Genomic DNA, 24465 nt, shown 5'->3' with positions numbered 1-24465 from the left:
ACGTTAGCGAATTGATTTTACCAGTTCAGGCTGGGTGAAGCAGGTCGGGGCCATTCCATTCTTGGATTGCCACAGACCGATTGAGCGGCGGGTTTTAAAGCCAGGCAGGCCATCAGCCTTGCCAACATCATATCCCTGTACCTGCATGCGCTTTTGCATGGCCTGAATGTCAGAACGGTACATGGTGCCGACATTGCCCCATTGTGTCTGGAAATCGCCCGCACCATAGGCAATGCGATCACCAACATGACCGATGAAGAGCGCATAAAGATCGCTCATATTGTAATCTTTAATCACGTAGAAATTAGGCGTCACGATGAAGGCTGGGCCATAGCGACCAGCGGGCATAAGCAAAAAGCCTTCGCCCTTCATTTCATTGGCAGGAAATGCCTTGCCGTTAGCACGACTGATGCCGAGCTTTGCCCACTCGCCAAACGTCTTGCCCTGATCAGGCCCTTCCAGCGAACAAGAAACACTCTGAGGCACATTGACCTCGTAGCCCCAATCGCGCCCGCTCTGCCAGCCATGGATTTTGAGATAATTGGCAATCGATGCCAGCGTATCCGGGACTGAGTTCCAGATATCGCGCTTGCCATCGCCATCAAAATCAACGGCGTGTTTGAGATAAGAAGTCGGCATGAATTGCGGCTGACCGAGTGCGCCGGCCCATGAACTTTTCATCGAACCATTGGCAATGTAACCGCGTGAGGTGATCTCAAGTGCTGCGATCAGCTCCTTGCGGAACATGTCCTTGCGCGTTGCCATGAATGCTTTGGTGCCGAGCACTTCAAACGCATTGTATGGAATCTTGACCGTACCGAAGCCCGACTCACGTCCCCAAATGGCGACAACGATGCGCCCCGGCACGCCATATTGCTGCTCAATTTTTTTAAGCAGACTTGCATTCTGGCCAAGACGCGCCTTGCCACCACTGGTGACGGAACCAAGCGTCTTGGCGTTGAAATATTTGCCAGGGGCACCGAATTCGGCCTGCTTCTGTTCTTTGGGCGTCGTTGGCTTTTCGCCGGGAATCACCAGATCAGGCAGCTTCCAGTTGATGGTAACGCCTGCAAAAGCTTGTTCGAAAATTGCACGTGAAACGCCGGCAGCTTTGGCTTCAGGCCAGAGATCTTTTTCTATCCAGTTGCGATACTGGCTTTCAATTTGCGCTTTGGACGGTGCTGCAATCGATGGAGTAATGGCAGAAGCCGCGAACAGGCCGAGAGCAAGTTTCAAGCTTCGGGTCCATCTTCCTGCCATCACGCCTGTCTCCAAATTTCAGAATGTTTATAGTGCGGTTCGCGCTCGCAGAGCTGCTGCAAGCGTTCCTTCGTCCAGATAATCAAGCTCACCACCCACTGGCACACCATGCGCAAGTCGTGTGACACGCACATCGAAATCGGTTAGCTGATCGGTAATGTAATGGGCGGTCGTCTGCCCTTCCACCGTCGCGTTAACAGCAAGAATCACTTCCTTGATTTCGCCAGATGCTACGCGTTCAACCAGCCCCTTGATGTTGAGATCATCCGGACCAATGCCATCAAGCGGCGACAGCCGCCCGCCAAGCACATGATAGCGAACATTCATCGTGCCAGCCCGTTCCAGGGCCCAAAGATCGGACACGTCTTCCACGACGATCAGCATGGATGGATCGCGGCGATCATCAGTACAAATGGTGCAAGGATCGGATGTATCGACATTGCCGCAGCATGAGCAGATGCGCACTTTTTCGGCAGCATCCTGCATCGCCCCGCCCAGCGGGATCAGCAGCGCTTCTTTCTTCTTGATCAGGTGCAGCGCCGCGCGGCGTGCCGAACGCGGGCCAAGCCCCGGCACACGGGCCAGAAGCTGGATAAGACGTTCGATTTCAGGACCGGCTATACGTTTGGACATGCTGCTTTGGGACGTAGGGCTGCTTCGGGGAGTAGAGGAATAAGGATGTAGGCAAAGGCAGCAGAGGAGCAATCATGCTCTCTGCTGCCTTACTCTATCAAAACGGCAACTTGAAGCCCGGAGGGATCGGCAACCCAGCGGTCAGTGACTGCGTCTTTTCGGCCATTTCGGCTTCGAGCTTCGCCTTGGCATCGTTGTGGGCCGCAATGATCAGATCTTCGAGGATTTCCACCTCTTCTTCCTTGGCAAGCGACGGATCGATCTTGAGAGCCGATAGTGTGCCTTTGCCTGAAAGCGTGATCGTGACCAGACCACCACCCGAAGATGCGGTTGCTTCAAGATTGGCAATCTCGTCTTGCATGGCCTTCATCTTGGCCTGCAATTCTTTCGCCTGCTTCATCATGCCCATCATGTCACGCATGGGTTCACTCCATAGTCTTTTAAAATTCAGTCGTCGTCAGAAGGCGCGCCAGGCACGTCTTCAATCGTATCCAGATCAATATCGTCATCGTCACTCTGTTCTGCAACGGCAATACGGACATCCGTAATCTTTGCGCCAGGAAAAGCAGCCAAAATGGCGGCAACATCCGGGTCTGCCCGCGCATCGGTGACAAGATTGTCGCGACGCTCGGTTTCAGCTTCCGCAACCGTCTGTCCTGAAACATCACGCGCTACGGTCACAATCCAGCGAATGCCGGTCCAGTTAAGCAGGCGCTGCGAGATATCGCTCGGCAATGATTTCGGTGCATCATCCGTCAGGCCGATTTCAAGCCGCCCGGCGGCGATGGATGACAATCGCACGCAGTTCTTGACCAGAATCTTGAACTGCATGTCACGATACTTGTCAGCCAGAGCAACGATATCAGCAAGGCTGTTGATCGGAACAGAAGGCTGCGGCGTATTATCGACGAATTGCTGGGGCGCAGGAGGCTGTACTGGCTGCGGCTGTGTTTCCACAAGGCGCATCGCAGTCGCAGGTCCACCCGATACGGGCATCATGGACGACGCAATTGCATCCGCATTTACCCGTGCCTCGGACTGAGAGCCACCATTAGGCTTTGCTCCACCCGATGGCTGCGGACGCGATGCCGAAACCGAACCGTTCTCCAGTCCCTTCAGCGCTTCATCGAGCGTTGGCAAATCGGCAGCATGCGCCAGACGGATCAACAGCATTTCAGCTGCCTGAATAGGACGGGTTGCGGTGTCGACTTCCGCAATGCCCTTGAGCAGCATCTGCCATGTGCGCGAAAGCACACGGACCGAAAGCTTTTGCGAAAAATCGCGGCCACGCACACGCTCATCTTCCGACAGCGAAACATCTTCCGCAACGTCAGGCGTGAAGCGCAGGCGCGTCACCAGATGATTGAAGTCTGCGAGATCAGTCAGCACGACCGACGGATCAGCACCGACGTCATATTGCGCACGAAATTCGGTCAGAGCGCCAGCCACATCGCCACACATTAGCATCTCGAAGAGATCGATAATGCGCGCACGGTCGGCAAGACCCAGCATGGAACGCACTGCCTCTGCCGAAACATGACCAGCGCCATGGGCAATCGCCTGATCGAAGATGGAGAGCGAATCGCGGGCCGAGCCTTCGCCCGCGCGCGCAATCATCGCAAGCGATGTATCGTCGACCTGGATCTGTTCGGCTTCCGCAATCCGCCGCAGATGTGCGGCCAAAGTGCCCGATTCGATGCGGCGCAGATCAAAACGCTGACAACGCGACAGGACCGTGATCGGAACTTTTCGGATTTCGGTGGTAGCAAAGATGAATTTGACGTGCGGCGGCGGTTCTTCAAGCGTCTTCAAAAGGCCGTTGAAGGCCTGATTGGACAGCATGTGCACTTCGTCAATGATGTAGACTTTGTAGCGTGCCGAAACAGGGCGATAACGCACCTGCTCTATAATCTCGCGGATATCATCGATACCCGTATGGGAGGCCGCATCCATTTCGATCACATCGACATGGCGGCCTTCCATGATAGCCTGACAATGTTCGCCAAGCACTGACAGATCGATTGTCGGCTGGTCAATAGAATCAGTCTTGTAATTGAGTGCACGCGCCAGAATGCGCGCCGTCGTGGTCTTGCCCACACCGCGCACACCGGTCAACATCCAGGCCTGCGCAATGCGGCCAGTCTCGAACGCATTTTTCAGCGTGCGAACCATCGGCTCCTGACCGATAAGATCATTAAAATTCTGAGGACGATATTTGCGGGCGAGAACGCGGTAGGCGCCATCGGCGGCCAAGTCTGCGGATTTCGTGTCCATTGCGACCCTTCCGTTCCCTGTTCGCTTTTTTCCAATCTCGAAACTCTAAACAGTTTGGATCGGAGACGAAAGTGCCTTCGACAGTGGTTTACTGCCAATCAACAGCCATCATCGTCGTGAAAGAAAAGGTGGGAGGCTGGCACGGCGACCCGTGCCTGGCTCGTTAGGGCTGCTTCCTTCCGGACCTGACCCGGTTGGCGAGTGGCTCGTCCACCACCAACCTCCCACGCTGCATATCGTCAATTGCGAAGCAAAAAGCAAGCGAAGGGTCAAAAAAAATGATAAGAAATCAGTTATGGAACAGTTTGAACTCGATAAACGGCTTGATGCCGATACTTTTTCAGTCGCCAAGCTCGGCTTGTGCGAACTGCGTCTCATGAATGACAAGCGCTGGCCATGGCTGATCCTCGTGCCGCGCCGCGCAAAACTGGCTGAAATTCACGATATGACGCCGCTCGATCAGACCATGCTGACTTTTGAAGCCGCCATTGTTTCACAAGCGCTCAAGAAGGCAACTGACTGCCACAAGATCAACACCGGCGCTTTGGGCAACATTGTTCGTCAGCTCCATATGCATGTGATTGCGCGCAATGAAGGCGATGCTGGTTGGCCCGGCCCTGTCTGGGGTCATGGCACCCGCGAAACCTATGGCGACACAGATGCGCACACGCTGATCGAAAAAATCCGAACTGCCCTCTAATTCCTCCCTGAAACATTCCCCCGAGATCATCATGGCTTTCCGCCTTTACGACCTGCCGGAAATTGAACCGAGCCGTTTCGTCGGCTTCGCTGGCAACCGCATCGACCGTCTTTCCGAAAAGCGACAGGATGATTCGGCTTTCACCGCACTGGAACTGCCCGAAACGCGGATAATGATTCTGGGCGGAAGCCGACTGCTTCTCGATTACACAAAGGACAGCGCTCCTCGCGCGCTATTTACACTGAAAGAAGCTCAAGCTTTTTTGCCCGATCTGCATGAACCGGTGCTGCTGGGTTTACAGGACGGTGCACCGATGGTTGCACTCACGGCTCCACTTGATCCCGACCAGCTTGAGGCTCCCTATAAGGCGCAGGATTATCGCAGCATTTATATGGAAGGTCTTGTGCCCGCCGATATCATCGGTGCGCTGGCACAGGCTGCAGCCCTAACTGCATGGCATAGCAATCACCGATTTTGCGGACGTTGCGGCACAAAAAGCGAAATGCGCGCCGGTGGTGCAAAACGCGTCTGCCCAAATTGTGGAGCCGAACATTTTCCACGAACCGATCCGGTCGCGATCATGCTGCCCATTCGCGGTGAAAAATGCATTCTGGCACGCAGCGCGCACTTCGCTGCCGGGTCCTATTCTTGCCTTGCAGGTTTTATCGAGCATGGCGAGACGATTGAAGCCGCCGTTCGCCGCGAAAGTTTTGAGGAAATGGGCTTAGCGATCGGGCGCGTTGGCTATCACGCCAGCCAACCATGGCCATTTCCTTATTCATTGATGATCGGTTGCCATGCCGAAGTGCTGTCAGACGATTTCGCAATCGACCGCACGGAGCTCGAAGATGGCCGCTGGTTCGAAAAAGCTGAAGTGCGTGAGATGCTTGCTGACACACATGAAAATGGGCTGCGTGTCCCGGCAACCGGAGCTATTGCAACCCATCTGATCAGAGCCTGGGCCGAGAACTAGAGCGGCTCAACCGCTTTAGTTCTTTGTTTGCGCATTTTCCCTCCGAAAAAGCGGTTCCCCGTTTTGCGGGAGATGCTGGAATTATTCAGCTGCCAGCAGCTGCGTACCGCGAATGTCGCTCCCCTTATAGACACCAAGTACGCGCACTTCTTTGGAGAAGAATTCAAGTTCTTCCAAAGCGAGCTGCACATTGCGGTCTTCCGGATGACCCTCGATATCCGCGTAGAATTGTGTCGCGATAAACCGGCCGCCCAGCTGATAACTTTCAAGCTTGGTCATGTTCACGCCATTGGTCGCAAAGCCACCCATTGCCTTATATAGCGCGGCCGGCACGTTACGCACACGGAAGACAAACGTGGTGATGATACGTTCGTCTTTTTCCGGGCGCAGTTCCCATTTCTTTGTCTTCGAGAGAACAACGAAGCGGGTCACGTTGTCTTCCGCGTCCTCAACATTTTCCTCTATGATATCAAGACCATAAAGTTCAGCCGCGAGACTAGGTGCAAGAGCTGCCATCGAACGATCCTGCAAATCAGCCACAAGGCGAGCAGCGCCTGCGGTATCGCCTGCGATCACCGGCTTCCAGCCATTACTCCGAATGATGTTGCGGCACTGACCAAGCGCATGGATATGGCTGTGAACCGTCTTGATCTCATCGCGCTTCACACCGGGAAGAACCATGAGCTGGAAATGGATCGGCAAGAAATATTCGCCAACAATGTGCATATCGGCAAGCGGCAGCAGGTAGTGAATATCTGCAACGCGACCCGCAAGCGTGTTCTCGATCGGAATCATCGCAAGATCAGCAGCACCGCTTTCTACAGCGTTAAACGCATCTTCAAAAGTCGGACACGGTAAAGGCTCCATATCGGGAAACATGTTGCGGCAAGCCGTGTCGGAATTGGCGCCCGCTTCACCCTGAAAGGAAATCCGGTTGGTCTTCATCGTGTTCGTACTTTCTCAAATGCCCTCGAAGAACTGAGGGCTTTCTTGGTTATAAACCCTTTGCGATAATTTCACGTGCCCGGTCAAGATCAGCCTGCGTATCAACGCCCAGCGGAACTGTTTTGACGATCTCTGCGTCAATGCGCATTCCATCTTCAAGTGCACGCAGCTGTTCCAGCTTTTCGCGCTTTTCAAGCGGCGACGGTCCAATCTTCACAAAGCGCTCAAGTGCTGCACGGCGATAAGCATAAAGCCCAATATGATGGTAGAGCGGGCCGTCGCCATAAGGAGCTGTCGCGCGGGTAAAATAAAGCGCACGCAGACGCTCACCGCCGGGCTGTGGTGAACCGACAATCTTCACCACATTCGGATTGATCTTTTCTTCGTCCAGTGTGATTTCGACGCCAAGTGTCGCAATATCTGCAGGCCCATCTTCCAAAGGGCGGAGCGCACGACGGATGGTTTCCGGATCGATCGTCGGCAGATCGCCCTGCACATTGATGATCGCCTCGACTTCACCCTGCGGATCAACTTTCTGAAGAGCCTCATAAATGCGATCAGAACCCGATTCATGATCGCCGCGCGTCATAATGACCTCATGACCATGCGCCCGAACAGCTGCAAAAATCTCTTCACTGTCGGTCGCGACCACGGTGCGTCCAAGCGATGCCGCCGCCGCACGATCTGCCACATGCACGATCATCGGCTTGCCGCAAATATCGGCCAGCGGCTTGTTCGGCAGGCGTGTTGAAGCCATCCGCGCCGGTATAAGTGTCAGTGTTTTCAAAGTCTGAAGCATGATCGCCTCTTGGTGTTTAATTTGGCCGTAAAAGGTCTGTCGAAGCCTTCTGGCAATCTTTATCTGCACGGCAAATGCAGCAAAAGTGTCAAAAAGTCACGGGTCTGGAACCCCTTATAGGTGTTGCATCACCCCTGTAAAAGACCTAGTTTCCGCCCGACGCCGGGGAGAGACTTGCCAGCCTTTTAACACAGGTTTTGCATGCCGGCTTTGGAGGGCGTTGAGTAGAGGGAGCGCTGACCGGCGATGAATTCAACCCGGACTAATAAGTTTATCATGGCTTTTCTGGCAACGGTTTTCGTTGTTATGACGACGGGCATTCTGTCCGACACGCTGTTTCATGCGCCAGCCCCTGAGAAGCCAGGTTTCATAATCGAAGCGGCAGAGGCTTCGACTGGTGGGGAAGCTGCACCAGCCAAGGAAGAAGTGTCGATTGCTACACTGATGCAATCCGCTGATCCGGCACGCGGCGAAACCGTCTTCAAGCGTTGCGCAGCATGCCATACAGGCGAAAAGGGTGGCGCCAACAAGGTCGGACCACATCTTTGGGATGTTCTGGACCGTCCGGCTGCCTCTGTTGAAGGCTTTGGCTATTCGGCTGCAATGAAGGAATTCGGCGCAGGCGGGAACAAGTGGGATTATGAACATCTCAACAAGTTCCTCACTTCGCCAAAGGGCTTCATCAAAGGCACGGCTATGGGCTTTGCTGGGGACAAGAAAGACAATGAACGCGCCGATCTGATCGCTTATCTGCGCACATTATCTGACAACCCAGCGCCGCTTCCAACCGCTGACGCGACTCCTGCTGAAGGCACGGAAGCCAAGCCAGAAGGTGCAGCCCCTGCAGGCGAAGCAGAAAAACCTGCGGAAGCTCCAGCTGGAGAACAGAAGCCTGCCGAACAGGCACCTGCTCCGGCACAGCCTGCCCCAGCGAACTAAGCTGATTAAATTTCAAGAAAAAGCCGGGTTTCGACCCGGCTTTTTTATTGCCGGCATGTTTTTTCAACTTGTGCCTTTCTTCCTCCGCAAAAACCCATAAAAATCAATTCGACAATATCCGAAGCAGAAACGGAGATGCTGGATGAGAGGTTTTTGGGCGGGAGCGTTCGCGGTCACCATGCTGGCGAGCACGGTATCGTTTAGTTACGCAACGGATGCCGCGCCAGAATGGCGATATGCTTCAAGCCTTATCGGCGAGCCCAAATATCCGGCTGATTTCAAGCATTATGATTATGTGAACCCTGGTGCACCCAAAGGGGGCGTCCTCAATCAGGTGGCGGTCGGCACCTTCGACAGCCTCAATCCATTCGTGGTTCAGGGTGTTGCCGCCGCAGGCCTCGCCGATTTCGGCGGCGGAATGCTCTACGATACATTGATGACCGATGCGCTTGATCAGGGCTCAACGCAATATCCGTTGATCGCTGAAGCTTTGCAGTATCCTGATGATTTTTCATGGGTGAAATTCAAGCTCAATCCCAATGCCAAATGGCATGATGGAGAACCGATTACCGTCGATGACGTGATCTGGTCGTTTGATATTCTCAAGAAGCAGTCGCCGCTCTACAACAAATATTATGGCGACGTGGAGAAAGCCGAAAAGACCGGCGACCATGAGGTGAAGTTCACCTTCTCGCAGTCAGGCAACCGCGAACTGCCACAGATCGTGGGGCAGCTCGCAATCCTGCCCAAGCATTGGTGGGAAGGCAAGGATGCGCAAGGCAAGCAGCGTGACATCAGCCGTCCGACGCTGGAAATTCCACTCGGATCGGCCGCCTACAAGATCAAGAGCATGGTGCCGGGCCGCTCCATCGTGTGGGGACGTGTTGCCGATTACTGGGGCAAGGACCTTGGCGTCAATGTTGGGCGCAACAACTTTGATGAAGTGCGCTACGAATATTACTTCAATGAAGATGCGACGTGGGAGGCCTTCAAAAAAGGTGGCCAGTACGATTATCGTAATGAGAATCGCGCTCAGCGCTGGGCGGAGCAGTATAACTTCCCAGCCGTGCAGCGTGGCGATGTCGTCAAGAAATCCTTTCCGTTCAATGCTGTTGGCCGAATGCAGGGCTATTTCCTGAATACACGCAAGGAGAAATTCAAAGACCCGCAAGTGCGTCAGGCACTGACCTATGCGTTCGACTTTGAAACCATGAACCGCCTGCTGTTCTTCAATCAGTACACGCGCATCAACAGCTATTTCGCGGGCAACGAACTACAGCTGAGCGGTGCACCGACGCCAGAAGAAAAAGCAATTCTTGAAACTGTGAAGGATTCGCTTCCGCCCGAAGCGCTGACTGAAGAATTCAAGCTGCCAGTCTACGATACTCCACAGGCAACGCGCGATAATCTGCGCAAAGCGCTTCAGCTTTTTGGTGAGGCAGGCTGGAAACTGCAAGGTAACAAGCTCGTTGATGCCAATGGTCAGCAGTTCACGATCGAATTTCTTGGTAAAGATCCAACCGACGAGCGCATCTATAACCCGTTTGCCGCAAGCCTACGCAAGATCGGTATCAATGCGACTGTGCGTATTGTCGATACAGCTCAATACCAGGCCCGCGTCAATGATTTCGATTATGACGTAATCACTTCGATCACGGCACAGACTGCCTCTCCCGGCAACGAGCAGCGCGATATGTGGGGCTCGAAAGCCGCCGACTTCAAAGGCAGCCGCAATTATGCGGGTATCAAGAACCCGGCCATCGACAAGCTGATCGACCGCATCATCTATGCCAAGGATCGTGATGAGCTGGTGGCGGCGAGCCACGCGCTCGACCGCGCATTGCTGTGGAACTATTACGTCATTCCACAATGGTATTCAGACCACATCAACGTCGCCTATTGGAACAAATTCGGCATGCCGGAACAGCAACCCGACTATCTTGGGATTGACCCATTCTCGTGGTGGATCGACCCGACGAAAGAAGCCAAGCTTAAAAACAGTTCCGACTAGAGTGGCCTCAATTAAGATTGAATAGTTGAAACCGTTCTATCTATTTGTTTTTACGCATTATCCTACGCAAAACCGCTTCGCACTTTTGCTGAAAATGCTTTAAGGACGCCTTTCCAATGTCGGGCTTTCATCTCAATCGCCGCCATTTCCTTGGACTTTCAGGCAGTGCCGCTCTCGCAGCCTGCTTTCCGGAAATTGCTTTTGCAAAGCTCCCCACAGACAAGCCCTTGCATGGTCTATCTGCTTTCGGCGAACTGAAGTATCCGCCCGATTTCGCCCATTTCGACTATGTGAACCCCGATGCGCCAAAGGGTGGCACCTTTACGCTGGCGCCATCCACATGGGTGTGGAACCAGAACATGGAGACTTTCAATACGCTAAACACGCTGACGTTCAAGGGTGATGCGCCGCCGCGCATGGAGCTGACCTTCGACACATTGATGGTGTCAGCACTTGATGAGCCCGACGCTGTTTATGGCCTGATCGCTGAAAATGTAACACTATCCAAAGACCATCAGACCTGCCTCTTCAAGCTGCGCAAAGAAGCTCGTTTTCACGATGGTTCGCCAATTGAAGCGAAGGATGTTGTGTTCACTTACGAGACGCTTAAGGAAAAGGGACATCCGCAATTAAGGCAGATTCTTGCAGCGCTCGAAGCTGTAAAAGAAATCAGTGAACGCGAAGTGCAGATGCATTTTTCGGCTGAAAGTGGCCCCAATGCCATTCTCGACGCAGTTACACTGCCAATTCTCTCCAAAGACTGGTTCAAGGAGCGAAATTTCGATGCGACAGGCCTGGAACCGATCCTTGGATCAGGTGCTTATCGCGTCGGGAAAGTCTCTGCCGGGCAAGCGATTGAATATGACCGGGTTGATGATTATTGGGCCAAGGATTTACCAGTGCAGCGCGGCTCCAGCAACTTTGGCCGCATCCGCATTGAGTTCTACCGTGATAGACAGCCAGAATTCGAAGCCTTCAAGAAAGGCAATATCGATTTTCGATCTGAAAACGTAGCAAAGAACTGGGCCACAGCTTACGATTTTCCTGCCATTCAGCAAAATAAGATCATCAAACGCACATTTCCAAGGGAAAAGCGCCCACTCATGCAGGCCTGGGCGATCAACCAGCGCCGCGAGCGTTTCAGCGACCCACGTGTGCGTGAAGCGATCAATCTGTGCTTCGATTTCGAGTGGACCAATGCAAACCTGTTCTATGATACCTACCAACGGTCGCAATCTAACTTCAACGGTTCCGACTTTCAGGCCGTGGGCATGCCGACTGCTGATGAACTGAAGGTACTTGAACGATTTCGGGGCAAAATTCCCGAAGCGGCCTTTGGCGAAGTCCCTGTCATGCCTGTTTCAGATGGTACAGGCCGCGACCGTAAGCAGTTTTCCCGCGCTATCGAGTTGATGGAAGCTGCAGGCTTTGAGCGAAACAAAGGCCAGTTTCACGGCAAAAACGGTGAAAAATTCACGCTCGAAATTCTAAGCAATTCCGAATCTCTCAATCGGGTCTACAATCCTCTTGTCCAGAAAATGCGCGCCATTGGCATCGATGCCAGTGTACGATTGGTGGATCCGAGCCAATACCAGGCCCGCATGCAGGATTTCGACTTCGATCTCGTCGGCATTGCGATGCAGTTTGGCGCAACGCCCACCAAAGAATCACTGGCTGGCATGTTCGGATCAGAATCAGCCAAAACACCCGGAAGTTATAATCTTCCCGGCACATCTGACCCCATTATCGACGCATTGATCGAGGATGTGGGCAAAGCATCCACGCGTGACGAACTGGTCGCAACGATCAGGGTGCTTGATCGGTACTTGCGTATCAGGCTTGAGTGGATTCCAAATTGGACGGTGGCGAATCACCTGGTAGCTTATTGGGATCGTTTTGGTTTCAAGGAGCCAAAGCCTGATTACGGCTTTCCAGTCGAGACGCTTTGGTGGATTAAAGCATGAGCCCGAAAAGTGGAAACCGGTTTTCGGGATCATGCTCATAATAAACAAGAAGGCAAAAATTGTTGGCAAGCCATAAGAACAAAATGAACATCCGGAGCATTGAAGGCTGATGGGCGCTTATATTTTACGCCGCCTTCTCCTGATGATCCCGACCATCTTGGGCATTATGGCCATATCTTTTGCCGTCGTTCAGTTTGCCCCCGGTGGGCCAGTTGAACGCGTCATTGCTCAGCTTTCCGGTCAGGGTGGCGATGCGTTAGACCGCCTTTCCGGCGGTGGCGGCGACTTCGGCCAGAGTGGCATGGATAGCGGCTCCGTCAACTCCAAATATCGCGGTGCGCAGGGCCTCGACCCGCAATTCATCGCTGATCTTGAAAAGCAATTCGGTTTCGACAAACCACCGCTTGAACGCTTCGGTCTGATGCTCTGGAACTATATGCGCTTCGATTTCGGGCATAGCTATTTCCGCGATATCAGCGTGATCGACCTCATCAAGGAAAAGATGCCAGTGTCGATTTCGCTCGGTCTGTGGCTCACATTCCTGTCCTATCTGATTTCGATCCCGCTTGGCATTCGTAAGGCGATCAAGGAAGGAACGCGTTTCGATACCTGGACCAGTGCTATCATCATCGTCGGCTATGCAATTCCGAGCTTCCTCTTTGCGATCCTGCTGATCGTGCTTTTTGCGGGCGGCTCGTTCTTTGACTGGTTCCCGCTACGCGGCCTGACCTCACCTGATTTCGCGCAAATGTCATTCTGGGGCAAAATCGGCGATTACCTTTGGCATATGGTGCTGCCTGTGACTGCTTTGGTGCTCTCGGCCTTCGCCACCACCACGCTTCTGACCAAGAATTCATTTCTGGAAGAAATCCGCAAGCAATATGTCACGACTGCACGTGCCAAGGGCCTGACCGAAAATCAGGTGCTTTACGGCCATGTTTTCCGCAATGCAATGCTGATCGTGATTGCCGGTTTTCCGGGCGCTTTCATCTCGGCCTTCTTTACTGGCTCGCTGCTGATTGAAACCATCTTCTCACTCGATGGGTTGGGCCTGCTTGGCTATCAATCAATTATCAATCGCGATTATCCAGTCGTATTCGCCAATCTGTTCATTTTCTCGCTGATCGGGCTTCTCGTCGGACTCCTATCCGATCTCATGTACACATGGATTGATCCGCGCATCGACTTTGACCGGAGGGATGTGTGATGACAGATACCATTCTCACCCCGGCCACAAAACCTGTGAAGCGCCCATTCCTTTCGCCGCTCAACCGCCGCCGTTGGCAGAATTTCAAAGCCAATAAACGCGGTTACTGGTCACTGTGGATTTTCCTGTTTCTGCTTGTTGCAGCGCTCTGCTCCGAGTTTATCGCCAATGACCGCCCCATTCTCGTTTCCTATAAGGGCGAATTGCTGGCGCCGGTTTTTGTCGACTATCCGGAAGAGAAATTTGGCGGCTTTTATGCCGTGACCGATTATCGTGATCCTGTCATTCAGGACGAAATCAACCAGAATGGCTGGGCCATCTGGCCGCCGGTCCGCTACTCCTACAACACCGTCAATAACGACATTCCGGAAGCAGCTCCCTCAAAGCCTTTCTGGCTGTATACCGAAGAGCAGCGCTGCCAGCGTTATCCGCAAGGGGTGAATGATCCCAATTGCATTGTCGGCAATTTCAACTGGCTCGGCACTGATGATCAGGCACGTGATGTCTTTGCGCGTGCGCTTTACGGCTTCCGCATTTCTGTGATGTTCGGCCTGATCCTGACGTTCTTCTCGGCAATCATTGGTGTGACGGCAGGTGCAGTGCAGGGTTATTTCGGCGGCTGGGTTGATCTCATCTTCCAGCGCGTCATTGAAATCTGGTCATCGATTCCGGTGCTTTATTTGCTGCTAATTATAGCTGCGATCTTACCGCCGGGGTTCTGGGTGTTGCTCGGCATCATGTTGCTGTTTTCATGGGTCGCTTTCGTTGGCGTGGTGCGTGCGGAATTCCTGCGCGCCAGAAACTTCGAATATGTGAATGCGGCGCGCGCCCTTGGTGTGAAGAATGGCACAATCATGTGGCGACACCTTTTGCCCAATGCCATGGTTGCAACACTGACCTTCTTACCGTTCATTCTCAATGGCTCCATCACCACACTCACTTCGCTTGACTTCCTTGGGTTCGGATTGCCTCCGGGCTCTGCTTCGCTTGGAGAGTTGCTCGCGCAGGGCAAGAACAACCTTCAGGCGCCGTGGCTTGGTATTACCGGCTTTGTGGTGATCTCATTGATGCTGTCGCTTTTGATCTTTATTGGCGAAGCAACACGCGATGCATTCGATCCACGAAAGGCATTTCAATGAGTGGGCCAACGAGCGGATCAATGAATAAAAAGATGCTTCTTTCCGTCCGTGATCTTTCGGTGGCCTTCCGTCAGAACGGCGAGGAGCGAATTTCCGTCGACCACGTTTCCTTCGATATTGCAGAGGGTGAAACCGTGGCACTTGTCGGTGAATCCGGTTCGGGCAAGTCAGTTTCTGCGCTGTCTATTCTCAAGCTCCTGCCTTATCCGGCAGCAAGTCATCCATCCGGTGAAATTCTTTTCAACGGCAAGGATTTGATGACGGCATCAGAGCCTGAATTACGCCGCGTGCGCGGCAATGATGTCACCATGATTTTTCAGGAGCCGATGACCTCGCTCAATCCGCTGCATTCAGTGGAACGGCAGATCAGCGAAATCCTGAAAATGCATCAGGGCATGGGTGATCAGGCCGCACGTGCACGAACGCTGGAGCTTTTGCACGAGGTTGGCATTCGTGAACCGGAAAAGCGCCTGAGCGCCTTCCCGCACCAACTTTCAGGTGGTCAGCGTCAACGCGTGATGATCGCCATGGCACTTGCCAATAAGCCTAAGCTGCTGATAGCCGATGAACCTACAACCGCGCTCGATGTGACGGTGCAGGCGCAGATATTACAACTTCTCGCAGAGCTTAAAAGCGCTCAGGGCATGTCGATGCTCTTCATCACCCATGATCTTGGTATCGTGCGCAAAATCGCCGATCGGGTTTGTGTGATGAGCAAAGGGAAGATCGTCGAAACCGGTCCGACCAGGGAAATCTTCGACAATCCGCAGCATGAATATACAAAACATCTTCTCGCGGCAGAACCAAAGGGCGAGCCTCCGCTGGCTGATCTCAGCGCAAAGAAGGTGATGGAAGGCAAGGACGTCCGCGTCTGGTTCCCGATTAAGAAAGGGTTCCTGCGCAAGACCGTTGATCATGTGAAGGCAGTGGACGGCATCAATATCGAATTGCGTGCCGGTCAGACGCTCGGCGTTGTCGGAGAATCAGGGTCCGGCAAGACAACACTTGGTCTCGCTCTTTCACGCATGATTTCGTCGCAGGGGGAAATCCGCTTTGAGGGACGCGATATTGCGAAATACAGCTTTAAGGACATGCGCCCGTTGCGTCGCGAAATGCAGATTGTGTTTCAGGACCCATTCGGCTCGCTGAGCCCACGCATGACCATTGCCGATATCATCGCCGAAGGGCTTCTGGTGCATGAGCCGAAGCTGTCGGCCGACGCACGTGATGAACGTGTGGTGGCGGCACTCAAGGAAGTGAACCTCGATCCCGACAGCCGCTTCCGCTATCCGCACGAGTTCTCGGGCGGTCAGCGCCAGCGTGTCGCGATTGCGCGGGCGATGGTTCTCAACCCGAAATTCGTCATGCTGGACGAGCCGACCTCAGCGCTCGACATGAGTGTTCAGGCTCAGGTGGTCGATCTTTTACGCGCATTGCAGAAAAAGCATGACCTGGCTTATCTTTTCATAAGCCACGACTTGAAAGTGGTGCGGGCGCTGGCCAATGATGTGCTGGTGATGCGCAATGGCAAGGCAGTCGAATATGGAACGTCAAAGGAAGTCTTTGCCAATCCAAAAACCGACTATACCAAGGCGTTGATGGCGGCGGCCTTCCACATGGAGGCTACCGAGGGAGGAATAAGACAATGACGACAGCGGACAAAAAAATCTTTCTGTCTTTGACCAACTGGGATCCGGCTATTTGGGTCGACAGCTTTAAGACACACGCGCCTGAGCGCAATGTCGTGACTGAACGTGGCGAAACCGATCAAAGCGTCGAGTATGCGCTCGTCTGGAAGCAGAAGCCCGGCTCGCTGGCCAATCTTCCAAATCTCAAAGTGATTTTCTCGCTCGGTGCTGGCGTTGATCATGTCTTTCACGATCCGCACATTCCAGACGTGCCGCTCGTGCGTGTTATCTCAGATGATCTCACCATGCGCATGACCGAATATGTGGTCTGGCAGGTGCTTGATCACCATCGTCTTGGCGCAAATTACCGCAAACAGCAGAAGAACCGGGTCTGGCATGAAGACCCGCGCCAGCCAGCGGCCCATGAAGTGACTGTCGGTATCATGGGGCTGGGGGTTCTCGGTCGCGATGCAGCAGCCAAGCTCAAGACGCTCGGCTTCAATGTCACCGGCTGGAGCCGTCGCCCCCAGGAAATCGAGGGCGTTCAGAGCTTCAACGGCAAGGAAGGCTTCGTACGCTTTCTCAAAACGGCCGATATTTTCGTCTGTCTTCTGCCTTTGACACCTGACACCAAAGGCATTCTGTCGATGACAATGTTTGCGCAATTGAAAAGCGACGGCCCACTGGGCGCGCCTGTGCTGATCAACGCAGGTCGTGGCGGCTTGCAGAACGAAGCGGATATTCTGGCAGCACTGGATCGCGGGCTGCTTTCGGCTGTAACGCTTGACGTTTTCAATCAGGAACCGTTGCCAGTTGATAGCCCGCTCTGGACACATCCGAAAGTGACGATCACCCCGCATTCGGCTGCAAGCTCGTCAGCATCTGCCATTGTTCCCCAGATCATCCGTCAGATTGAAGCTTTCGAGCGTGACGGAACTTTGGAAAATGTGGTGGATCGCACCACGCAATATTAAGTTAAGTCCTAATTGAAATCTTTCCGTCCTCGCCGACCATCACGTGATGGCCGGCGAGTTTCTTTTGGGCCTCCCGATCATACTCGACGGCAATCGGCACGTCATGTCCCATCTCGCGCGCAACGATGAGACCAAGAAGCAGAATGGCATCTGGTTCGTGCAGAACAATCGCCGCCGGGGCCAGGCCAGCATGAACCAGTTCCAGCAACACAGCTGCCGCAGAAGACGACCCGATGGTGCCCGGCAGGCATAAGACATAACCCGAAATGCTCTGACCATGTTCAGGATGACGAACATCGGCGATACGGCCGGTTTTGGGATCAACACCGCCCCAGAAACTGATAGGGGCTGAGAGGACCAAAGCCTGAGCTTGAGCGGCCTTTCCGGCGACGAGGACGGACGATGTGAAAGTGATTTCACTCACGCTGCCTGCCTCGCAAAAATCGGGCGGCCAGCGACAGCACTCTCAACGCATTCCTCAAGCGACCCATACAGCACGCCATAGCCCGTATTTCCCGGCGCATAATGGGCAAATTTACCCGAATTGGTCATCAGAACGGCATTATCCTTAGTTGGCAAAATAGGTGTGACAACAACGCAAGTATCAGCGACAATCACAACGCCTGCTTTTTCAAGCAGTTGTCTGCGCCCATTCTTTTCCAGTTCCACAAGAGCATGTCGTCCGGTGCAGGCATAAAGCGGCACGGCCAGCTTGCGGGCAGCAATGGCTCTTTCAAGACGGTCGAACTCAGCAATCGACAAATGCGGACTGCCAATAGCGACCGCATCAATCGCATCCACATGGTCGACCGTCGACAAACGTTTGCGCGTGGCCTCAATCATTTCCTGCGTCACATGGATGATGCCTTCAGGCCTCTGATGCTGAAGGGCGGTTTCAAGATCGGGTGCTTCCGGCGTTACACCGGCAACATGGAAAAGCCCGACTGAACCCACCGAGGCTGCGGCAGCACCAAAAGCTTTCAGTGCATCTTCATCCGGGTGCACACGGGCTCCTGCCACCACGCCAATATTTGTGCCCACACTGCGCCCAAACAGGTTGCCTAGAATCGGCCATGCGACCTCAGAACCAAGAAACGCAGGATTGATTGCCGAAATATCGAGAACGACCGTCGCGCGACGATTCTCAGTTCGATGCAGCCCGTAATCCGGCGCACGACCAGCGATAGCACAAGCTATATCGAGGAAATCGCCATAACGGTTGGTCCGTGCGCCCAGCACGGAATTACAAAAAACAACGGCATTCGATTCGCCCCAGGCAACATCGGTTCCTTTTTCCGGGCGATGACCCGCCTGATAAGGCGCACAAGTCCAAGTCGGCTCGCAACCAAGCTTGATATAGGCGCGCATCATGCGCTTGGCCATTTCCGCCTCATGCTGCGGAAGGAGATTGTGCGAGCAACCGGTGAGATCGATGGAACCAACATTCAGCGTTGCGCGCACTTTGGTTTTCGCACCACCATCAACCAGCCTTTCGGCAAACAGCGTACCGCTGTCCCCATGATAGAGCGCACCATCAATATGAGCTGAAGCAATTGGGATAAGACGCGGTGCGCCCATCAGTCGTGCTGTATCAGCCACAATACGCATAGCCATCGCAGAACCTTCGCCCTCAGCACCGGACGCTATCGACTGCTCTTCATGCGTTAATGTCAGTGCCACGTGTGATCTCCTTGCGCATGGTGATCGATGTCGTGCGCGTAAAGCCAGTATGAGCCGTCTCCGCTACCTTGCGATAGCCTAATTTCTCAAAGACCGCATGGTTGCGCGTAAGCTCAATGCGGGTCTGCAGCTCCATCACGGGTTTGCCACACGTTACTGCATGCTGCTCAACCTTTTCCACGAGGTTGCGCCCAGTCCCCTGACCTTCAAAGCCACGGGCGACTGCGAGCTTACCAAGATAGAAGTGATCATCTTTTTCCTTGATGAACACACAGCCTGCCAGTTCTTCACCAATGAAAGCTGCAAATCCCGTTTCGTCTTTCGCCTTCTCCTGCAGATTATCTGCCGTCAGATGGCGTGCGGAAGATGGTGGATCAATAATACCATCCATATAGGCAAAACTCTCCTGAATGAGCCGGAGAAGATCTTTCCAGCGATCAAAATCCGAACCGATGAGGCAAATGCGGAGAGCCGTCATTTGGGTTTACGTGCCTTATAGCGAATGATTTCGAACCGCACATTCAATGCATTGTAGAGCAGAAGCCGACCAACAAGAGGCTCACCAATACCGGTCACCAGCTTGATCACTTCCATGGCCTGCAAACTGCCAATCACCCCCGGTAAAACGCCTAAAACGCCAGCTTCTGCACAAGTCGGCACTGAGCCCGGTGGCGGCATGTCTGGAAACAGATCGCGATAAGATGGATTGGGATTGCCGTCAGCACCACTGGCATAAGGCATAAGCACCGTGACTGTTCCATCAAAGCGACCCATAGCGCCCGTCACCAGAGGGCGTCCAGCCAAGGCTGCAGCGTCAGCCAGCGCATAACGGGTAGCAAAATTGTCAGAGCCATCGACAACAACGTCGTAATCGCTGATGAGAGCTTGTGCGTTCTCGGCATTGAGCCGCAACGAATAGCCTTCAACCTTCACATGTGGATTAATGCGAGCAATCGAAGACTTGGCGCTCTCCACCTTTGCCTGGCCGACACTTTCCGTATCGTGGATCACCTGCCTTTGCAGGTTCGACAATGAAACCGTATCGTCATCGACGAGGCCGAGCGTGCCTATACCGGCAGCGGCCAGATATTGCAGCACAGGCGCGCCAAGTCCGCCTGCGCCCACAACAAGGACGCGAGCGGCTTTCAGCATTTGCTGACCTGGGCCACCGATTTCCGGCAGCACAATATGGCGCGCATAGCGCTCCAGTTCTTCGGATGAAAAGGGCTTTGATGGTGCATTCATGATGCTTGAACATAGGCCCGCTCAAATGACCTGTCAGCGACTATTTTTAGATTTTTGTCAGTTCGCCCGCCGCCACGTTGAAAAACTGCGCGTCACCTTCTAGCGCTTCGAACAGCGACCGGTCGGTGCCAGTCATGAAGACCTGCCCACCAAGATCATCCAGAATTCCGAACAGAGCGGCACGGCGCCCGATATCGAGGTGAGCCGCAATTTCATCAAGCAGCAGAATCGGCGCCATGCCCGAAAGCTCGCCCGTCAACCTTGCATGCGCCAGAATGAGGCCGATCAGCAACGCCTTCTGCTCGCCGGTAGAGCAAAGTGCTGCAGGCATGGATTTGGGCCGATGCTGAACAATGAGATCAGTACGATGCGGGCCATCCAAAGTGCGTCCGGCAGCGCGATCCCGAGCACGCCCGTCGCGCAATGTGCGCCGAAAATCCTCTTCAAGATCAAGGGCTGCTTCCAAACTAATCCGTTGTTCAAGCGATCCTTCGAGAAAGCAATCCGCTTTGGGAAATGGACCATCACTGGGAAGCCGCTCAATCATCGCAGCAATCATACGCATTGCCTCAGCGCGCGCAGCAGCGATCGCGATGCCGAGTTCGGCCATTTGGCTTTCAATCGCTTCCAGCCACTGATTATCGCTGTTTCCGTCGCTCAACAGACGATTGCGAGAACGCATCGCCTTTTCATAATCAAGCACGCGCTTGCCGTGACTGGTATCGATTGCCAGCACCATGCGATCGAGAAACCGTCGCCGATCCGATGCGCCGCCGGTAAACAGCCCGTCCATCGACGGAACAACCCAGAGAACGCGCGCATAATCAAGGAGTTCATCGCCCGATGCGGCAATACCATTGATACGGACCTTGCGGCCACCTTCGCCGCCACCTGCAGTACCTGTGCCGATTTCGACATCGCCATAAATCATACAATCGAGTGATGCGTGGATGGCAAAGCCATCATGCTTAATTTCGGACCCATTCGTTCGCGCGACATCATCATAGGATGCGCGCCGCAATCCCCTGCCCGGAGACAGGAAGGACAAAGCCTCAATGAGATTGGTTTTGCCTGAACCGTTTTCGCCAGTCAGCACAACATGGCCGGAGCCAAGCGGCAACGTGAGTTCCGAATAATTACGGAAATCAGAAAGTTTAAGCCGCCGGACCGAGACTCGATCCGGACGGCTTAGATTTGGTTCAGAGATGCTCACGATCTGTTTTCTTTAAGGTCCTAAACACGCATCGGCATCAGGACATAAAGCACATCTTCGTCACCCGTATCGCGCACGAGTGTCGGCGAACCGGCATCGGCCAGCATGAAAACTGCTTCGGAACCGGAAAGCTGGCTTGTGATGTCGAGCAGGTACTTTGAGTTGAAGCCGATATCGATCGGATCAGCATCGTAATCGGCAGCCAGTTCGTCAGTAGCACTACCCGAATCGGGATTGTTGACCGTCAGTGTCAGCTGGCCATCGGCAATAGAAAGCTTAACCGCACGGCCACGTTCGCTCGAAATGGTGGAAACGCGATCAACAGAAGCCGCAAAATCCTGACGGCTGATGGTAAGCTTCTTGTCATTGCCCGAAGGAATCACCCGCTGATAATCCGGGAATGTGCCGTCGATCAACTTGGAAGTTAGAACGACGGAACCGACTGTAAAGCGAATCTTCGCATCCGACAGTTCAACCGACACAACAGTGTCCGGCACATCAACGAGCTTCTGCAGTTCAGCAACAGTTTTGCGCGGAATGATGATGCCTGGCATTCCTTCCGTGCCCGACGGTGCTTCCAGCTCAGCGCGAGCAAGACGATGACCATCGGTTGCAACTGCGCGCAGCTTCAGTGCACCGTCGCTTTCAATGGCATGGAAATAGATACCGTTGAGATAATAGCGGGTTTCTTCCGTCGAGATCGCAAACTGTGTGCGGTCGATGAGGCGCTTTAAAGCCTGCGCATCGATGCGGAAGGAATGCGAGAACGAACCGGCTGTCAGTTCCGGGAAATCAGACTGTGGCAGGCACTGCAAGCGGAACGATGACTTGCCCGAAATGACGGACATCGAGCCGCCATCGGGGTTGGTCGACAGCATGACTTCTGCGCCATCAGGCAGCTTGCGCACGATATCGTAGAGAAGATGCGCTGGAACCGTTGTTGCTCCGGCCTGTTCGACCATGGCAGCGGTTGCTTCGTTCACTTCAAGATCAAGGTCCGTTGCCTTGAGCGCGAGGCTTGCGCCTTCGGCTTGCAAAAGCACATTGGACAGAATCGGAATCGTGTTGCGACGCTCCACGACACGGTGGACGTGGTTGAGTGACTTGAGAAGGTTTGATCGCTCTAGGGTAACACGCATATTGAAACGCACTCGCTCTCTAGGACAGGGCAACCGCGTAACGGGCAGATGCCCCCATCAATAAGGCGCCTTAGCGCCAGAAGGTTTGCTAAAGTGGCAGATTTTTGAGCCGAAAAGCAAGCCCACGCCGCATCGCAAAACGACACGGCGCAGGCTTTTTAACGAATTTCTACAGATCAAGCAGCCTGATCGTTGATGAGGCGCTTCAGCAGCTCGAGTTCCTGCGCCAGCTTGCCATCGGCACCGACCAGATCTTCGATCTTACGCACAGCATGAAGCACAGTGGTGTGATCGCGCCCACCAAAACGACGACCGATTTCCGGCAGCGAACGCGGAGTCAGCATCTTGGCCAGATACATGGCAACCTGACGCGGCTTCACAATGGTGCGTGTGCGGCGATTCGAAAGCAGATCCTGCTTCGACACATTGTAATGACGTGCCACGATACGCTGAATTTCTTCAATGCGAATACGCTTAGGTTCGCCAACGCGGGTCAGATGACCGAGGAGTTCATCGACACGGTCGATGGACAGGTTTGGCTCGAATGACTGGCGGAACAGAAGCTGGTTGAAAGCGCCTTCCAGCTCGCGACCCGACCCGGTGACGGTGCGAGCAACATGCGCGAGAATTTCATCGTCAATGTTGAGGCTTGAATCTTCAAGCTGTGCGGTCGTGAGGCGACGACGCAGCATTTCAACACGCATTTCGTAATCAGGTGCTGCAACTTCAAGAGCAACGCCACCCTGAAGGCGCGAGCGAACGCGGACATCAAGTGATTCCAGCTCCGATGGCGGGCGGTCTGCTGCAACAACAACTTGCTTGGCGCTATCGAGCAGCGTGTTGAGAAGATGACAGAACTCATGCTGGATCGACTTGCCCTGCAGAAACTGCATGTCGTCGATGACGAGCAGGTCGATGTCACGCAGCTGTTCCTTGAAAGAAAGCGCATTGTTGTCGCGAATCGCAGTCGCAAAACGCCACATGAAATATTCGGCAGTCAGGTAAACGACGCGGGCCTTTTCCTGACGCTGCAGGGCAGCCGCCGCAATCGCCTGCAAAAGGTGAGTCTTACCAAGACCGACAGATGCATGGATGAAAAGCGGGTTGAAGCGCACGGCACTTGAGCCTGCTTCTGCAATGGTGCGGGCAGCAGCAAGAGCCACGCGGTTGGATGCACCATCGATGAAAGAATCAAACGTGTAACGCGGATCGAGCGGGGAGCCGAGAACCGAACCGGAAGCCGATTCTGCCACGACAGCCGAGCCACGCTTTTCAGCGCTTGGCTGACCAACTGGGAAAACGACCTTTTCACGCATGGCGGAAGGTGACTTGGCGTCAATGGCTTCGTTGGTTTCAGCAGGTGCTGCAGTGCGAACGACACGGCTCACTCCGCGCACAACCACTTCAACTTTGAGAATCTGCGGGTGTTCTTCCTGCCATAGTTCGGTCAGCAGTTCAGAATAATGATTGTTAATCCATGAGCGAAGGAAAGCTGTCGGAACCGACAGGCGAACCACGCTTTTGGACAGATCGTCGAGCTTCAGACGGCCAAACCAGCTTGAATAGATCTCGCTGCCGACGCGGGCTTTCAGCTTTGCTGTCAGACGTTCGAAAACGTCATCACCGACGACATTACCAGCGCTCACCATGAGGCTGTTTTCTTTTCCAGTAGCAGAAGATCCATGGATACGGTTCGCATGCGCATCATCACCCATCGTTGCCGTCGACTTACCAGTCATCAT

At 53.9% G+C, this 24465-nt stretch carries 22 protein-coding genes and 1 other RNA gene; 9 read left to right on the top strand and 14 right to left on the bottom strand.

Annotated features, from left to right (window positions below):
* Positions 1-3: 3 nt before the first annotated feature.
* From CES85_RS09580 to ffs, 5 genes are all read right to left on the bottom strand, one after another.
* Complete coding sequence (locus tag CES85_RS09580; RefSeq protein WP_210318452.1) at positions 4-1260, bottom strand: lytic murein transglycosylase; 1257 nt, start codon at positions 1258-1260, stop codon at positions 4-6.
* Between the two features lie 27 nt (positions 1261-1287).
* Positions 1288-1893 (bottom strand): recombination mediator RecR, encoded by a 606-nt coding sequence (gene recR / locus CES85_RS09575; protein WP_095445798.1) that lies wholly within the window; start codon positions 1891-1893, stop codon positions 1288-1290.
* 97 nt (positions 1894-1990) lie between these two features.
* The gene (locus CES85_RS09570; protein ID WP_094578639.1) at positions 1991-2314 is read right to left on the bottom strand and encodes a YbaB/EbfC family nucleoid-associated protein; all 324 of its coding nucleotides are present in this window, start codon (positions 2312-2314) and stop codon (positions 1991-1993) included.
* A 26-nt stretch (positions 2315-2340) separates the two neighbouring features.
* Positions 2341-4167 (bottom strand): DNA polymerase III subunit gamma/tau, encoded by a 1827-nt coding sequence (locus CES85_RS09565; RefSeq protein ID WP_095445797.1) that lies wholly within the window; start codon positions 4165-4167, stop codon positions 2341-2343.
* A 128-nt stretch (positions 4168-4295) separates the two neighbouring features.
* An RNA gene (gene ffs, locus CES85_RS09560) (signal recognition particle sRNA small type) lies at positions 4296-4392 on the bottom strand.
* A 70-nt stretch (positions 4393-4462) separates the two neighbouring features.
* Here ffs and CES85_RS09555 point away from each other — a divergent pair.
* The gene (locus tag CES85_RS09555) at positions 4463-4867 is read left to right on the top strand and encodes an HIT domain-containing protein (RefSeq protein ID WP_095445796.1); all 405 of its coding nucleotides are present in this window, start codon (positions 4463-4465) and stop codon (positions 4865-4867) included.
* A 31-nt stretch (positions 4868-4898) separates the two neighbouring features.
* On the top strand, positions 4899-5840 hold the full coding sequence (gene nudC / locus CES85_RS09550) for an NAD(+) diphosphatase (RefSeq protein ID WP_095445795.1): 942 nt from the start codon (positions 4899-4901) through the stop codon (positions 5838-5840).
* An 81-nt stretch (positions 5841-5921) separates the two neighbouring features.
* Here the strand turns inward: nudC and CES85_RS09545 are convergent, their stop codons facing one another.
* Together CES85_RS09545 and CES85_RS09540 are read right to left on the bottom strand one after the other, a co-directional pair.
* Entirely contained in the window at positions 5922-6785 is an 864-nt protein-coding gene (locus CES85_RS09545; protein ID WP_095445794.1) for a prephenate dehydratase, read from the bottom strand.
* Positions 6786-6834: 49 nt separating this feature from the next.
* Positions 6835-7584, bottom strand: a complete 750-nt coding sequence (locus tag CES85_RS09540) for a 3-deoxy-manno-octulosonate cytidylyltransferase (RefSeq protein WP_095445793.1) — start codon at positions 7582-7584, stop codon at positions 6835-6837.
* A gap of 246 nt (positions 7585-7830) precedes the next feature.
* Here CES85_RS09540 and CES85_RS09535 point away from each other — a divergent pair, with 246 nt between their 5' ends.
* From CES85_RS09535 to CES85_RS09505, 7 genes are all read left to right on the top strand, one after another.
* Positions 7831-8523, top strand: coding sequence for a c-type cytochrome (locus tag CES85_RS09535; protein WP_095445792.1), 693 nt, complete (start codon positions 7831-7833; stop codon positions 8521-8523).
* Between the two features lie 142 nt (positions 8524-8665).
* On the top strand, positions 8666-10534 hold the full coding sequence (locus CES85_RS09530) for an extracellular solute-binding protein (protein ID WP_095445791.1): 1869 nt from the start codon (positions 8666-8668) through the stop codon (positions 10532-10534).
* Between the two features lie 116 nt (positions 10535-10650).
* Positions 10651-12498: an extracellular solute-binding protein gene (locus CES85_RS09525; protein WP_095445790.1), complete on the top strand. Its 1848-nt coding sequence runs from the start codon at positions 10651-10653 to the stop codon at positions 12496-12498.
* 109 nt (positions 12499-12607) lie between these two features.
* Complete coding sequence (locus CES85_RS09520; protein WP_024898308.1) at positions 12608-13705, top strand: microcin C ABC transporter permease YejB; 1098 nt, start codon at positions 12608-12610, stop codon at positions 13703-13705.
* On the top strand, positions 13705-14844 hold the full coding sequence (locus tag CES85_RS09515; RefSeq protein ID WP_095445789.1) for an ABC transporter permease: 1140 nt from the start codon (positions 13705-13707) through the stop codon (positions 14842-14844). The genes CES85_RS09520 and CES85_RS09515 overlap by 1 nt, the downstream gene beginning before the upstream one ends.
* A 20-nt stretch (positions 14845-14864) precedes the next feature.
* The gene (locus CES85_RS09510; protein WP_095445788.1) at positions 14865-16493 is read left to right on the top strand and encodes an ABC transporter ATP-binding protein; all 1629 of its coding nucleotides are present in this window, start codon (positions 14865-14867) and stop codon (positions 16491-16493) included.
* A complete protein-coding gene (locus CES85_RS09505; protein ID WP_095445787.1) occupies positions 16490-17446 on the top strand; it encodes a 2-hydroxyacid dehydrogenase in 957 nt (318 codons plus the stop codon). Before CES85_RS09510 ends, CES85_RS09505 begins: the two co-directional genes overlap by 4 nt.
* A gap of 1 nt (position 17447) precedes the next feature.
* Here CES85_RS09505 and CES85_RS09500 read toward each other — a convergent pair whose 3' ends face one another.
* The 7 genes from CES85_RS09500 to dnaA all read right to left on the bottom strand — a co-directional run bounded on the left by CES85_RS09500 (position 17448) and on the right by dnaA (position 24465).
* The gene (locus CES85_RS09500; protein ID WP_095447816.1) at positions 17448-17861 is read right to left on the bottom strand and encodes an aconitase X swivel domain-containing protein; all 414 of its coding nucleotides are present in this window, start codon (positions 17859-17861) and stop codon (positions 17448-17450) included.
* A gap of 5 nt (positions 17862-17866) precedes the next feature.
* Entirely contained in the window at positions 17867-19126 is a 1260-nt protein-coding gene (locus CES85_RS09495; protein WP_191793750.1) for an aconitase X, read from the bottom strand.
* Complete coding sequence (locus CES85_RS09490; protein WP_095445786.1) at positions 19104-19604, bottom strand: GNAT family N-acetyltransferase; 501 nt, start codon at positions 19602-19604, stop codon at positions 19104-19106. The genes CES85_RS09495 and CES85_RS09490 overlap by 23 nt, the downstream gene beginning before the upstream one ends.
* The gene (locus CES85_RS09485; protein WP_095445785.1) at positions 19601-20371 is read right to left on the bottom strand and encodes a molybdopterin-synthase adenylyltransferase MoeB; all 771 of its coding nucleotides are present in this window, start codon (positions 20369-20371) and stop codon (positions 19601-19603) included. Before CES85_RS09485 ends, CES85_RS09490 begins: the two co-directional genes overlap by 4 nt.
* Positions 20372-20417: 46 nt before the next feature.
* The gene (gene recF / locus CES85_RS09480; RefSeq protein ID WP_095445784.1) at positions 20418-21584 is read right to left on the bottom strand and encodes a DNA replication/repair protein RecF; all 1167 of its coding nucleotides are present in this window, start codon (positions 21582-21584) and stop codon (positions 20418-20420) included.
* A 20-nt stretch (positions 21585-21604) separates the two neighbouring features.
* On the bottom strand, positions 21605-22723 hold the full coding sequence (gene dnaN, locus CES85_RS09475) for a DNA polymerase III subunit beta (RefSeq protein ID WP_095445783.1): 1119 nt from the start codon (positions 22721-22723) through the stop codon (positions 21605-21607).
* 176 nt (positions 22724-22899) lie between these two features.
* The gene (gene dnaA / locus CES85_RS09470; protein WP_095445782.1) at positions 22900-24465 is read right to left on the bottom strand and encodes a chromosomal replication initiator protein DnaA; all 1566 of its coding nucleotides are present in this window, start codon (positions 24463-24465) and stop codon (positions 22900-22902) included.

The sequence above is a fragment of the Ochrobactrum quorumnocens genome, from assembly GCF_002278035.1.
GTDB classification, from domain to species: domain Bacteria; phylum Pseudomonadota; class Alphaproteobacteria; order Rhizobiales; family Rhizobiaceae; genus Brucella; species Brucella quorumnocens.
The sequence above is the reverse complement of the archived record's forward strand: the minus strand, read 5'-3'. Positions and strand labels throughout refer to the sequence as shown.

Excerpts from the sequence above, each read along its gene's own strand:
- CES85_RS09485 (WP_095445785.1), bottom strand. The coding sequence starts at position 20,371 with ATGAATGCACCATCAAAGCCCTTTTCATCCGAAGAACTGGAGCGCTAT.
- recR (WP_095445798.1), bottom strand. The coding sequence starts at position 1,893 with ATGTCCAAACGTATAGCCGGTCCTGAAATCGAACGTCTTATCCAGCTT.
- CES85_RS09525 (WP_095445790.1), top strand. The coding sequence starts at position 10,651 with ATGTCGGGCTTTCATCTCAATCGCCGCCATTTCCTTGGACTTTCAGGC.
- CES85_RS09565 (WP_095445797.1), bottom strand. The coding sequence starts at position 4,167 with ATGGACACGAAATCCGCAGACTTGGCCGCCGATGGCGCCTACCGCGTT.
- CES85_RS09555 (WP_095445796.1), top strand. The coding sequence starts at position 4,463 with ATGGAACAGTTTGAACTCGATAAACGGCTTGATGCCGATACTTTTTCA.
- dnaA (WP_095445782.1), bottom strand. The coding sequence starts at position 24,465 with ATGATGACTGGTAAGTCGACGGCAACGATGGGTGATGATGCGCATGCG.
- CES85_RS09510 (WP_095445788.1), top strand. The coding sequence starts at position 14,865 with ATGAATAAAAAGATGCTTCTTTCCGTCCGTGATCTTTCGGTGGCCTTC.
- CES85_RS09545 (WP_095445794.1), bottom strand. The coding sequence starts at position 6,785 with ATGAAGACCAACCGGATTTCCTTTCAGGGTGAAGCGGGCGCCAATTCC.
- CES85_RS09540 (WP_095445793.1), bottom strand. The coding sequence starts at position 7,584 with ATGCTTCAGACTTTGAAAACACTGACACTTATACCGGCGCGGATGGCT.
- CES85_RS09490 (WP_095445786.1), bottom strand. The coding sequence starts at position 19,604 with ATGACGGCTCTCCGCATTTGCCTCATCGGTTCGGATTTTGATCGCTGG.
- CES85_RS09580 (WP_210318452.1), bottom strand. The coding sequence starts at position 1,260 with ATGGCAGGAAGATGGACCCGAAGCTTGAAACTTGCTCTCGGCCTGTTC.
- nudC (WP_095445795.1), top strand. The coding sequence starts at position 4,899 with ATGGCTTTCCGCCTTTACGACCTGCCGGAAATTGAACCGAGCCGTTTC.
- CES85_RS09515 (WP_095445789.1), top strand. The coding sequence starts at position 13,705 with ATGACAGATACCATTCTCACCCCGGCCACAAAACCTGTGAAGCGCCCA.
- CES85_RS09535 (WP_095445792.1), top strand. The coding sequence starts at position 7,831 with ATGAATTCAACCCGGACTAATAAGTTTATCATGGCTTTTCTGGCAACG.
- CES85_RS09530 (WP_095445791.1), top strand. The coding sequence starts at position 8,666 with ATGAGAGGTTTTTGGGCGGGAGCGTTCGCGGTCACCATGCTGGCGAGC.
- CES85_RS09520 (WP_024898308.1), top strand. The coding sequence starts at position 12,608 with ATGGGCGCTTATATTTTACGCCGCCTTCTCCTGATGATCCCGACCATC.
- CES85_RS09505 (WP_095445787.1), top strand. The coding sequence starts at position 16,490 with ATGACGACAGCGGACAAAAAAATCTTTCTGTCTTTGACCAACTGGGAT.
- CES85_RS09570 (WP_094578639.1), bottom strand. The coding sequence starts at position 2,314 with ATGCGTGACATGATGGGCATGATGAAGCAGGCGAAAGAATTGCAGGCC.
- dnaN (WP_095445783.1), bottom strand. The coding sequence starts at position 22,723 with ATGCGTGTTACCCTAGAGCGATCAAACCTTCTCAAGTCACTCAACCAC.